The following is an 11,633-nucleotide window of genomic DNA, read 5'->3' on the forward strand; positions in this document are numbered from 1 at the left end:
GACACGGTATTGAGCAGTACATTGACTACTATAACCACCACCGGATCCGGCTGACACTCAATGGCCTGACTCCGGTGGAGTACAGAGAGCAGGCTGCCGCTGCAGCCTGATTAAACTGTCCAAGTTTTAGGGGTCACTTCAGTACATTTTGACCCACCAAATGTATTCGGGGTCTGACCCCGGATACAAAAAAGCCGCGCCGGGTTTGGTACCGGGCGCGGCTTTTTTGATTGCGGGTGCTATCAGTCTTCGATAAACACCAGACTCTCTTCGGAACCGGTCACTTCCAGGCGACCCAGCGGCTGAAGCTCCAGCCCCTGCTCGCGAGCCTTGGCTTCGAAGGCTTCGCGGCTGCTTTCCGCCACGCTCACCATCAGGCCGCCACTGGTTTGCGGATCGCAGAACAGCAGCTTGTCGGCCTCGGTCATGCCGGAGATCGCCTTGCCGAACGCTGCCGCGTTGCGGTGGGTGCCGCCCGGGATGCAGTCGGCATCAATGTACGGCTGCAGGTTTGGCAGGGTCGGAATCGCCTTGCGGCTGACGGTAGCCTTCAGGCCACTGCCCCGGCAGATTTCCAGCAGGTGGCCAGCCAGGCCGAAACCGGTTACGTCGGTCATCGCATTCACGCCGTCAATCTGTGCGAACACCTCGCCCACCTTGTTCAGGGTCGACATGTTCTGCACCGCCACGGCCAGGTCTTCCGGCGTTACCTTGCCCTTCTTGGAGGCGCTGGTCAGAATGCCCACGCCCAGCGGCTTGGTCAGATACAGCAGGTCACCCGCCTTGGCGGTGTCGTTGCGGATAATGCGGTCTACCGCCACCTGGCCAGTCACCGCCAGCCCGAAAATCGGCTCTGGCGAATCAATACTGTGGCCACCGGCCAGGGCAATGCCTGCCTCGGCGCACACGGCACGGCCGCCATCAATCACCTTCGCGGCAATCTCTGGCGCCAGCTCATTCACCGGCCAGCCCAGAATCGCAATCGCCATCACCGGCTTACCGCCCATGGCGTACACATCACTGATGGCATTCGCCGCCGCAATCCGGCCGAAATCGTACGGATCATCCACCACCGGCATAAAGAAATCGGTGGTGCTGATCACACCAATCCCGTTGCCGATATCCGCCACCGCCGCGTCATCCCGGCTGCTGTTACCCACCAGCAGTTTCGGGTCATGAAAATCCGGCATATCCGTGTGCAGAATCCGGTCCAGAACATCCGGCGCAATCTTGCAACCACAGCCCGCGCCGTGGCTAAATTCAGTCAACTTGATAGACAAAGCGTCTTCCTTATTTGGGTTGAAGCAACTTGGTTATCCTCTCAATACGCAACAGTCTACAATGCGGCCTACTCCCCGGCTAATAAAACCACCGGGGTCAGACCCCTCAAATTTTATCCGCCAAAACGGATAATCCTCGCCATCGGGGTCAGACCCCGAACTTTTTATCCCGACAAGAGGATAAATGGACTTTATCCCCTTCAGGGTATATGGTTGAGAAAATCCGCTTAAGGGGATAAGTGTGAGAATCACATCACCGGAAATGCTGGCGCAGGCATTGAAGAACATCAGGAAGGAACGTCAGCTCAGCCAGAGCGTGGTTGCTGATAACGTTGGCCTGAAGCAGGCGACCCTATCTGGCTTCGAGAACAAGCCGGAGGCGTCTCGGGTTGAAACGCTGTTCAAGCTGCTTACCGCCCTCGATCTGGAGCTGCACCTGAGCGAGCGCGATGCAAAAAATGCCGAAGCTGGCTGGGACCAGGAGTGGTGAGATGTCACAACTGCTGGTAGCGCTCAACGGAATTGAGGTTGGCATTCTTGAAAAGGCTCGCTCCGGCGCGATGACTTTTCAGTATCTCAAAGAATGGCTAAACCGGCCGGGCGCGCGGGCTATCTCGTTATCCTTGCCGCTCACACTTGCACCCTACAAGGGTGAAAAAGTCTATAACTTCTTCGACAACCTGCTGCCGGATTCCGATACCCTCCGAGCCCGCATGCAAGCTCGCTTTCGTGTTGCCAGCAGTCACCCCTTCGATCTCCTTGCCAGCGTGGGCAGAGACTGCATTGGGGCCATTCAGCTATACCCCAATGGCATGGTGCTGCCTGACGTTACACAAACCAGGGCCAGGCCGCTGACCAACCGGGACATCGAGAACCTTCTGGCAGGCTACCAGGATGCGCCGCTGGGTATGGCCAAAGATCACGATTTCCGCATATCACTGGCCGGCGCACAGGAGAAAACCGCACTGCTGTGGCACCAGAATCAATGGCAACTTCCTCTGGGGTCGACGCCCACCAGCCACATCTTCAAACTACCGATTGGTTTTCTCGAACACAGCAACATTGATCTGCACGAAAGCAGCGAGAACGAATGGCTCTGCCTTCAGATTCTCAAAGCCTTCGGCCTGCCAACCGCCAACGCAGACCTGGCGCGTTTCGGGAACCAAAGCATCCTGATTGTCGAACGTTTTGACCGGAAATGGTCAAGTGATGGTTCCTGGCTGATGCGTCTGCCCCAGGAAGACTTCTGCCAGGCACTGGGCATTTCGCCCGCGCTGAAATACGAAAGCGATGGCGGGCCCGGCCTTCGCCAATGCATGAAAATACTTGAAGGCTCGCAAAATGCCAGCCAGGACCGGGACACTTTTTTTAAAACCCAGCTGGTTTTCTGGCTTTTGGCGGCCATCGATGGCCACGCCAAGAACTTCAGTCTGTTCCTTGAACCCGGCTCGGCTTACCGCATGACGCCACTGTACGACGTCATTTCAGCCTATCCGCTGATGACTCAAGGAAGCCTGGCACCGGCACGCACTAAGATGGCCATGTCTCTTAAAGGCCGAAACCGGCATTATCACTGGGCCAGAATGCTTCCCCGGCACTTTCTCTCAACTGCAAAGGCCATGGGCTTTTCGCCATCGCGGGCCGCCGTCATAATGGAAGAAACCGTGGCTAAAACCGAAGGCGTCATCGAATCCGTCAACGCGCGGCTACCCAATGGATTTCCGGCGAAAGTAGCTGACCCGATTCTCACCGGCCTTCGAGCACAAGCCCAGAAAGTGGGGTCTGACCCCGATCATTTTATCCCTTTCAACGGATAAGCCGAATCTCCTCCGCACAAACAGGAACCACCATGAACCACAAAGGCCCCGCCACCCGCATCATCCACAACCGCCGCCACAAAGATCAGTTCGGCAGCCCCTACTCGCCGGTGTACAACACCACCACCTACCGGTTCGAGAACACCGCCGCCTTGCTGGATGTGATTGAAGGGCGCAGCGAAGGCAACCTGTACACCCGCTGGGGCACCAACCCGAGCATCCGGGAACTGGAGCAAGGGCTGGCTGGGCTGGAACGGGCAGAAGCGGCGCTGGCGTTTGGCTCGGGCATGGCAGCAATCTCTGCCACCTTGCTGGCCCACGGCCGCAAGGGCATTGTCTGTGTGGGGGACCTTTACGGCGGCACCCAGGAGCTGCTGAAAAATCACTGCATGGCCCTGGGCATTCCGGTCACCTTCCTGTTCCGCGAAGAACAGAACCAGCTAGCCAACGAGCTGGGTGAACCGGGCAAACTGGTGTATTTCGAAACTCCGGCCAACCCGAACATGGCCATCCTGGACATTCACGCCATCGCAGAAACCGCCCACCAACACGGCGCCCTGGTGGCGGTAGACAACACCTTCGCCAGCCCAATCAACCAGCAACCGCTGGAACTCGGAGCAGACCTGGTACTGCACAGCGCCACCAAATACCTGAGCGGCCACAGCGACATCACCGCCGGAGCCCTGATGACCTCGACCGAACTGGCAAAACCGGTTGCCGCCTGGCGCAAGAACCTGGGCCAGCTGATCGCCCCGGAAACCGCCGCCCTGCTCTCCCGCAGCTTGCGAACCTTGCCGGTACGCATCCGCCAGCACAACGAAAACGCCATGGCTGTAGCTCAGGCGATGGAACAGCACCCGAAAATCACCAAAGTCCACTACCCCGGCCTGCCCTCCTTCGAAGGCCACGACCTGGCCCAACAGCAGATGACCGGCTTCGGCGGCATGCTCAGCATTGAAGTGGAAGGCGGCCAGCAAGCAGCCGAAAAGGTGGCAGATTCCCTGAAAATCTTCCTGCTCGCCACCAGCCTGGGCGGCGTCGAAAGCCTGGTCAGCCAACCCAGCGCCACCAGCCACCACGGCCTGAGCCGCGAAGAACGCCTGAAACGCGGCATCGGCGACGGCATGCTGCGCCTGTCCGTAGGTCTGGAAGATGCCGAAGACCTGATCGCCGACCTTAACCAGGCCCTCTCCTGATGCGGGGTCAGACCCCCGATAAATTATCCTCCAGAGCGGATTTTTATCGGCGGGTCAGACCCGCCACCGATCACCGGCTAACCAAAAAATCCGCCAACCGGCGCGTCATAAACCCCGGCAACAACTTGTTGGTGAACCACAACCCCCGGGCCCGCCAGCCCGGGATCACCATAAAGCGCCGGGCATCAATGCCCTTTCGGATCTGCCGCACCGCATATTCCAGCGGCAGGGTGCCGGCCATCAGTTTCAGGGCTTCGGTCTGCTTCGGCCTGTTCAGCCGCTCCGCTTCCACCATCGGCGTTTCGACCTCCGGCGGGCAAACCACGGTTACATCAATCCCCTTCTGCGCCAGCTCAATCCGCAACACCTCCGCAAGCCCAACCACACCGTATTTCGAAGCGCAGTAAGCCGCATACCCGTAACACCCCACCAGCCCGGCCATGGAAGCAATCAGTACCAACTGCGAGCCAGATTTCAGATGAGGCAGCGCACCCGCCACCACGTTGCGGGAGCCAACCAGGTTAATGTTGATCACCCGGGCGTAGGTGTCGTCATCAATCGCCTCGAAATCCGCCGCCACGCAAATGCCGGCACAGTGAATCATTACATCCGGCTGTGCATCCCTTGCGGCCTCTGCAAGCACCTCCCGCACCTGCTCCGGCCGGGTAACATCCATCGCAAACGCCCGCACCTTGTGCGCCCCGGCAAGCGCCGAAAGCTCCGCCACCGCCTTCTCCGCCGGCTGCACATCAAACAAAGTCACCGCTGCGCCCGTGCGCAAATAACTCCGCGCCAGCTGCAACCCGATACCACTGGCCCCGCCGGTAATAAACACCTGTCGACTCATAAAACCCACACTCCGCTCATTGAACTTGTTATTCCGGTAAACTTACCAACCCACCCCGCCACAAACCTTGGCCCAACCGACACACTGCGGGGGTCAGACCCCCAATACATTTGGCATGGTGAATGTACTGGGGGGCTGACCCCGAATTGGAGGAGAGAGTATGAGTAACGCACTGACAGCCCTGTTTAACGTCGAGAAGCCCATCATCCAGGCGCCGATGGCGGGGGTTCAGGATTATCGGCTGGCAGCGGCGGTTTCGAATGCCGGTGGGTTGGGGTCTTTGCCCTGTGCGATGTTGGGTGCGGAGGCGTTGCGGGAGGAGTTGAAGGCGTTGAATGAAGCCACCCAGCAGCCCTACAACCTGAACTTTTTTGCGCACACGCCACCCGAGCCCAACGAGCAACAAGAAGCCAACTGGCGGCAGGCGCTGGCGCCCTATTACAAGGAATTCGGTATTGATCCTGCCAGCATTACTGCCGGCCCGGGGCGTATGCCGTTTAATGAAGAATCCGCAGCGATTGTGGAAGAGTTCCGCCCCGCCGTGGTCAGTTTTCACTTTGGCCTGCCGAAGCCGGAACTTCTGGAGCGCGTCAAAAAAGCCGGGGCGAAGGTGCTGTCCACTGCCACTACCGTAGACGAAGCCCTCTGGCTGGAACAACACGGCGCCGATGCCATCATCGCCCAGGGCCTGGAAGCCGGCGGGCACCGGGGCATTTTCCTCACCAAGGACATGACCACCCAGATGGGCACGTTCGCCCTGCTGCCGCAGATTGTGGCTGCAGTGAAGATTCCGGTGATTGCCGCCGGCGGCATCGCCTCCGCTGAAGGCGTGCGAGCAGCCCTGAACCTCGGCACGGTGGCCGCACAAATCGGCACAGCCTTTATGCTCTGTCCGGAAGCCACCACCAGGCCCATCCACCGCGAGGCCCTGAAAAGCCCGGAGGCCCGGCACACCGCCCTCACCAACCTGTTCTCGGGCGGCCCCGCGCGGGGCATTGTTAACCGGGTAATGCGGGAACTGGGCCCGATTTGCGACCAGGCACCGGCGTTTCCCCTGGCGACCAATGCCATTGCGCCGCTGCGGGCGGCGGGGGAAGCGGCTGGAACTGGTGATTTCTCGCCATTGTGGTCCGGGCAGAATGCCAGTGGGTGCCGGGAAATACCGGCGGGGGAGTTGGTAGAAGAGCTGGCAGGCTGACCGGAGACTGGCGCCAGCAGAAGGGTGGGGGCGTACCCCCGGTGGGGGTACGACCCCTTTGTAGCCTGCTGAACTAAAAAATCGGGGTCAGACCCCCAATACATTTCACCACTCGAAATGTACCGGGGGTCTGACCCCGCCTTATCAAACGGTGCGGATTCGCACCGGGAGGCCCTGGCGCACGGAGGCGCCGGAGACGTTTTCCAGCCAGGTGGCGGTTTGGTCTGTGCGGGTTGGGTCGGCGAAGCCGAGGTCGTTGATGTTTACGCCGGCACCCAGGTAGGGGTTGCCGGGGCGCTCTTCGCCGTCGATTACGTGGCCGGCGGCACCGAGTTCGCGGTGGCCATAGCCGTGTTCGATGCCGATGGCGCCTTCGTGCACACCATCCCCCACCAGCGCCAATGCCAGCACCTTGCCGCCCGGGCTTTCGATGCTGATGGTGTCGCCGTGTTGCACACCGAACTTCTCGGCATCCTTGCGGTTGATCAGCACTGGGTTGTAGGGCTTGATCATACGCAGGCGCTCAAGGCCGATGGCGTAGGAGTTCATCAGGTTGCTCTTGAACGAGAACGCCAGCAGCGGCCATTGGTTTTCCGGGAAGTGCTCCCGCATCAGTGAGCCATCCCAGAAGCGCGGCGGATGGTACATGGGGGTACCGGTCAGGCGCTTGCCGCTGTAGCTGTCGATCGCCGTGCCCACATCTTCGTTGTAGACACACAGCGGGCGGCTCCAGGCGTGGCCCAGCTTGTCGCCATCGTAGGCTTTTTCCATGGTCTCGAACCGGCCACCGCGGGAATACAGGTGCGCCACCGGGCCCACTTCGTCTTCCGCCACGGTAGACTTGATACGATCCATCAGCGGCTCAATACCGCCAGCCACAATGTCCTCCTCGCTGGGCGCAGACAGCGGCTTGCCGGTCATCGCAATGTTCGCCGCCGCCCGCAGATAGAAGTCTTCAGCGCGGTTGAGCGGATGCATAGTGCCGTCGGCACCGGCAATCACCCCATCACCAAAGCCCGGCAGGTTCAGCTTTTTACCCAGCTCAATGAAGAAGCTATCCAGGCTTACTGGCTCGCCACCGGCGGTTTTCACCTGGCGAGGCTCCACCACCGGCCAGCAGGCGGTCGTCATCTTGGTGAGCGTACCGCTCCAGGCACCGGTAAAGCCCCACACTTCATACATCACCGAATCCGGCACAATGTAGTCGGCAAAGCGGTTGGTTTCGTTGATGAAACCATCCACCGCCACAAACAGGCCGATGTTCTTCGGGTCTTTCAGCTTCTCTTCGATAACGGAAGTCAGACCAGCCTGGCCATACAGCGGGTTGGCCATGGCGCTGATCATCGCCTTGATGCGGTACGGATAGCCATCCAGGCCAGACATCAAATGCTCGGTCAGAATCGGCGGTGCCAGCTTGCGCCATGGGCCTTCAGCCGGGTACGGAGACTGGCCATTGGCCACCTTGCGCTTGTACTCGGAAGACTTCTCGTACGGGAACCGTGAACGGCTCAGGAAAATACCTTTCGGCCCAACCTTGCCGGGAAAATCCGCAAGGTCGTACCGGGGGCCTTTGCCCACACCATTGAAGGAGCCACCACCCTTGGCCACACCACCTTTATGGTTAAAGCTGCCCGCCAGCACGTTCAGCATGTTCACACTGAAAGAGGCGTAGAAGCCCGCACCAGACATCATGCCACCGTGGGCATCGGCGGCGGACTGCCGGCCATGGCTGGCAAACTTCTTCGCCAGCCGGCGGATGATTTCCGCATCAATACCGCAGATATCGGCGTATTCCTCAATGCTGTACTTCTGCGCTTCTGCACGCAGCTTGAACAGGGAGCTGCGCACCACAACCGGGCCGTTGCCGGTTTCTACGGTACGCTCCACAAACAGCTCGGCACTGCTGGCCACTTCGGAGCTTGCCAGCTCGCCATTGGCATCAACCACCACCGGCACATCGTCTTCGGCACCCGCCGTTGCGCGACCGATATCGCTCATGCGCAGGAAGTAACCCGCCCGCGGGTGGGCGTCGTCGTCAATTACCAGGTGAGTGGCGTTGGAGTGGCCTTTTTCACCGGCCGCCTGGGCCGCCGCATTACCCGGAATGGCCAGGTAATCCGTGGCGTAGCCATCGTTCTCCAGCATCCAGCGCATCAGACCCATAGTCAGCGCAGGGTCCGTGCCCGGCAGGATGGAAATCCAGTTATTGCGCTCACCCGCCGCATGGGAAGCAGCCGCAGTCAAAGCCGGGTCGACCACCACGTATTCCAGGTCACCCGTGGTACGAGCCTGGGCCAGCAAACGCCCCTGGCGCTTGAACGGGTTACCGGCCTGGCTGGGCGCGGTACCGATGAACAGAGCGAATTTGGTGTTGGCGAAGTCCGGCTTAACGTGGGCGTTCTTGGCGAGGTCGTTCATCACCGCGCCGGAACCCATCCGGAACGCCAGGCCACAGTATGCACCATGGTGACCATAGTTACGGGTGCCAAAAGCGTTCCAGGCGAACCGCTTCAGAATGGCTGAACGGCCGTAATCGGTGGCTTCCATCACCAGCAACTGGTTGGCCTTGGGGCCGTATTCCGGGTTTTCCGGGTCCAGCGGGGTTTCGATGTCGCGAATGGCACGCAGGCCTTCCACCTCACCTTCGCCGAACAGGTCACCGCCTTCTACAATTTCATCCAGCATCTGCTCGAACGACACGGATTCCCACTGGTTGCTGCCGCGCGGCCCTACCCGCTTCAGACAAGTCAGCACCCGCTGATCGCTGGTAAGCTGGGCCATGGCCGCGTTACCACGGGCACAGGCCGTAGAACGGTTCAGCTGGCCCTGGTCTTTGAAGTTACTCATCTGGCGGAACGCATCCATTACCGGCGTGTTCTCGTCCAGGTGCTCGTCAGAAGACAGCGGGTGGTAAGGGTTGCCAGACACCCGCAACACCTTGTCCTGCTCCTTATCAATGCGCACCCGCACGCCGCACTTGGTGGTGCAGCCATAGCACACGGTAAAGGCAATGCGCTGGTCCGGGTTGAGGTTTACCTCACCGGTGGCGGGGTCTACCGAATACTCCGGTGCCAGGCTGTTGCCGTGCAAGCGATCATTAGTCTGTTTGCCAGAGGTGCCGTTCACCAGGCCCTTGGCCATTTTTTCCAGCGGGTCGTAGTAGCCCGCCGCAAAGGTCGCAGCACCGCCAGCTGCGGCTGCCCCTTTCAGAAAATTACGACGATTCTTGTCCATAACTATGCTCCGCCCTTAATCAGTGGCTGCCAGCCTGGAGGCCTTTCTTCCAGGGCACCAGGATGTCGATAATCAGTAATGCTGCCAGCCACAACCCGAAGGTGCCGACAATCCCCAGCAGGCCACTGGAGCCTGCCTCTACGGCATATTGGTAGTACCCTGCGGTGTTCTTGGCCACGGTTTGCACTTCCATCAGCACCATCCAGCGGAAGGTCCAGCCGATGTGCACCGCCAGCAGGCCGGCAATCCAGGCACGGGTCATCCAGCCCGGGCGGCGCAGCATGGCAATGGTGGCCAGGGTCAGCACAATGCCTACGGCCAGGCCGTAGATAGCCACCAGGCGCCATTCCGCGTTGCCCTGCAAAGACTCAAACGCGGCTTCAACAGACGGGCTGAAACCGGTAATGCCTTCAGATACCCAAAGCGCCGCCACAACCGCCGCAAGCGCCATGCTCACAAAGATCACTTTCAGACCTTGCCGGTTGATCTCTTCATCGTTACCGGTCATCAAGCGGTTGATCAGAACCACCAGCCCAGCCGCCGCCACCAGGCCAGTCAGCACAAACATCACCGGCAGCCAGTTGGTGTGCCACAGCGGGCGGGATTTCAGAATGGCCACTTCTGCCCCGGTGTACAGCATGATGCCGAAGGCAAACGCCAGGGCACCCAGACCCGCCAGCACCAGCATCCAGCGTGGTGCCTGCCAGCTACCCATGCTGATCCAGCCAGAAAGCTTGCCAATCCAGCCCGGCTCCTGAGCCTGCTCCTGCATGGCCGGGCGCCAGGCCAGCCAGGCGTAGGCCAGCACAATCACCAGATACAGCGGCAGCAACAGACTGCCGATAGACATCCAGGACTGAGTGTTCAAATTGGCATAGAAGTGCCAGAACCGCAGCGGCTGGTGCAAATCCGCCAGCAGTGCCACCGGCCCCACCAGGGTGCAGGTAACCGTTACCAGCAACGCCACCTTAGCGAGCGGCTGATAGTTCTTGTTACCGAAAATCAGCCCAGGCACCGTCAGCAACAGCGCCGAGTAAGAGACCGCAATCATGAAAAAGTACTGCACCGCCCAGGGGTACCAGGCAATGCCATAGCGGGGGGTAAGAACCTCAATGGCCATCGAATTCATAACCGATCTCCTCACCTTCCTGAGTACGCACATCCCAAATGGCCGGCTTGGCCTGTGGGCGAGACATGAACCGCTCTTCCATGCCCAGATAGAACACGTGGGGCGCGGTGCCCATTTCCGGCTTCAGTACCATCAGGTCTTCATAGTGCTCTTTCATCATGCGGCTGATCTGGCTGTCCGGGTCGTTCAGGTCGCCAATGATCCGCGCGCCGCCCACACAGGATTCCACACAGGCCGGCAGCAGGCCTACGTCCAGGCGGTGCGCACAGAAGGTGCACTTGTCGGCAGTCTGGGTGTGTTCGTTAATAAAGCGGGCATCGTACGGACAAGCCTGCACACAGTAGGCACAGCCCACGCACACATCGTTATCCACCACCACAATGCCGTCCTGGCGCTGGAAGGTCGCCTCTACGGGGCAAACCGGCACACAAGGCGGGTTGTCGCAGTGGTTACACAGGCGCGGCAGCATGAAGGTGGCAATATCGCCGGTTTCCTCATGCTCCACCTCGTACTGGGAAACAATCGTACGGAAACTGCCCAGCGGCGCCTCGTTCTCGATATGGCAAGACACCGTACAGGCCTGGCAGCCAATACACGCCCGCAAGTCAATCAGCATGGCGTAGCGCTTGGAGGGATCACCTTCACGGCGCGGGGGTTGATCGTTAATACCGGCAGAAGCAATGCTGCTCAAAGGAACCAGCGCTGCTCCGGCGGTCAGCTTTGCGATCTGCCCGAGCAAGGCCCGGCGGATTTTGTCCATGGAATCACCTGTGTGATGAGTCGGTTACTATCTAGTGTCCCTTAACAAAAGTCCGCTTACTTATTGAGCTTGTCTGATAATCTGGCGATTGACTCAATAATCTGGTCGGCAGATTTATGCCATTCAAAGGGCTTCGGGTCTTCGTTGTAAGTCTTCAGATAGTCTTTGATCG

The 11,633-nt window shown here is 59.8% G+C and carries 10 protein-coding genes; 5 read left to right on the forward strand and 5 right to left on the reverse strand.

Going from position 1 to position 11,633, the window contains the following annotated elements:
- The coding region (locus AC13DJ_RS02890; protein WP_482932797.1) for an IS3 family transposase at nucleotides 1-110 on the forward strand (110 nt) is incomplete at its 5' end.
- A gap of 132 nt (nucleotides 111-242) precedes the next feature.
- On the opposite strand, the gene selD is transcribed toward AC13DJ_RS02890, so the two are convergent.
- Nucleotides 243-1,280 carry a selenide, water dikinase SelD gene (gene selD, locus AC13DJ_RS02895; RefSeq protein ID WP_474539964.1) on the reverse strand — a complete coding sequence of 346 codons (1,038 nt, stop codon included), beginning with the start codon at nucleotides 1,278-1,280 and terminating at the stop codon, nucleotides 243-245.
- A 241-nt stretch (nucleotides 1,281-1,521) separates the two neighbouring features.
- Here selD and AC13DJ_RS02900 point away from each other — a divergent pair, with 241 nt between their 5' ends.
- From AC13DJ_RS02900 to AC13DJ_RS02910, 3 genes are read left to right on the forward strand one after another with little or no spacing between them, the layout of a single operon-like run.
- Nucleotides 1,522-1,770 (forward strand): helix-turn-helix domain-containing protein, encoded by a 249-nt coding sequence (locus AC13DJ_RS02900; protein WP_286816890.1) that lies wholly within the window; start codon nucleotides 1,522-1,524, stop codon nucleotides 1,768-1,770.
- 1 nt (nucleotide 1,771) lies between these two features.
- Nucleotides 1,772-3,097: a type II toxin-antitoxin system HipA family toxin gene (locus AC13DJ_RS02905; RefSeq protein ID WP_474544285.1), complete on the forward strand. Its 1,326-nt coding sequence runs from the start codon at nucleotides 1,772-1,774 to the stop codon at nucleotides 3,095-3,097.
- Nucleotides 3,098-3,129: 32 nt separating this feature from the next.
- Nucleotides 3,130-4,293 (forward strand): trans-sulfuration enzyme family protein, encoded by a 1,164-nt coding sequence (locus tag AC13DJ_RS02910; protein WP_482932791.1) that lies wholly within the window; start codon nucleotides 3,130-3,132, stop codon nucleotides 4,291-4,293.
- Between the two features lie 70 nt (nucleotides 4,294-4,363).
- On the opposite strand, the gene AC13DJ_RS02915 is transcribed toward AC13DJ_RS02910, so the two are convergent.
- Nucleotides 4,364-5,140 carry an SDR family oxidoreductase gene (locus AC13DJ_RS02915; protein WP_482932792.1) on the reverse strand — a complete coding sequence of 259 codons (777 nt, stop codon included), beginning with the start codon at nucleotides 5,138-5,140 and terminating at the stop codon, nucleotides 4,364-4,366.
- 160 nt (nucleotides 5,141-5,300) lie between these two features.
- On the opposite strand from AC13DJ_RS02915, the gene AC13DJ_RS02920 reads away from it, so the two are divergent.
- On the forward strand, nucleotides 5,301-6,338 hold the full coding sequence (locus AC13DJ_RS02920) for an NAD(P)H-dependent flavin oxidoreductase (RefSeq protein WP_482932793.1): 1,038 nt from the start codon (nucleotides 5,301-5,303) through the stop codon (nucleotides 6,336-6,338).
- A gap of 144 nt (nucleotides 6,339-6,482) precedes the next feature.
- On the opposite strand, the gene AC13DJ_RS02925 is transcribed toward AC13DJ_RS02920, so the two are convergent.
- The 3 genes from AC13DJ_RS02925 to dsrO are packed head-to-tail and all read right to left on the reverse strand — an operon-like array spanning nucleotide 6,483 to nucleotide 11,461.
- Complete coding sequence (locus AC13DJ_RS02925) at nucleotides 6,483-9,572, reverse strand: molybdopterin dinucleotide binding domain-containing protein (protein ID WP_482932794.1); 3,090 nt, start codon at nucleotides 9,570-9,572, stop codon at nucleotides 6,483-6,485.
- A gap of 19 nt (nucleotides 9,573-9,591) precedes the next feature.
- Complete coding sequence (gene nrfD, locus AC13DJ_RS02930) at nucleotides 9,592-10,701, reverse strand: NrfD/PsrC family molybdoenzyme membrane anchor subunit (RefSeq protein WP_482932795.1); 1,110 nt, start codon at nucleotides 10,699-10,701, stop codon at nucleotides 9,592-9,594.
- On the reverse strand, nucleotides 10,682-11,461 hold the full coding sequence (gene dsrO, locus AC13DJ_RS02935) for a sulfate reduction electron transfer complex DsrMKJOP subunit DsrO (RefSeq protein WP_482932796.1): 780 nt from the start codon (nucleotides 11,459-11,461) through the stop codon (nucleotides 10,682-10,684). The genes nrfD and dsrO overlap by 20 nt, the downstream gene beginning before the upstream one ends.
- Between the last annotated feature and the right edge of the window lie 172 nt (nucleotides 11,462-11,633).

This window comes from Marinobacter sp. L-46, from assembly GCF_056859535.1.

Bases quoted from the DNA above. Each gene is read 5' to 3' on its own strand.
- AC13DJ_RS02905 (WP_474544285.1), top strand. From the start codon at position 1,772: ATGTCACAACTGCTGGTAGCGCTCAACGGAATTGAGGTTGGCATTCTT.
- AC13DJ_RS02910 (WP_482932791.1), top strand. From the start codon at position 3,130: ATGAACCACAAAGGCCCCGCCACCCGCATCATCCACAACCGCCGCCAC.
- AC13DJ_RS02915 (WP_482932792.1), bottom strand. From the start codon at position 5,140: ATGAGTCGACAGGTGTTTATTACCGGCGGGGCCAGTGGTATCGGGTTG.
- AC13DJ_RS02920 (WP_482932793.1), top strand. From the start codon at position 5,301: ATGAGTAACGCACTGACAGCCCTGTTTAACGTCGAGAAGCCCATCATC.
- AC13DJ_RS02925 (WP_482932794.1), bottom strand. From the start codon at position 9,572: ATGGACAAGAATCGTCGTAATTTTCTGAAAGGGGCAGCCGCAGCTGGC.
- nrfD (WP_482932795.1), bottom strand. From the start codon at position 10,701: ATGAATTCGATGGCCATTGAGGTTCTTACCCCCCGCTATGGCATTGCC.
- dsrO (WP_482932796.1), bottom strand. From the start codon at position 11,461: ATGGACAAAATCCGCCGGGCCTTGCTCGGGCAGATCGCAAAGCTGACC.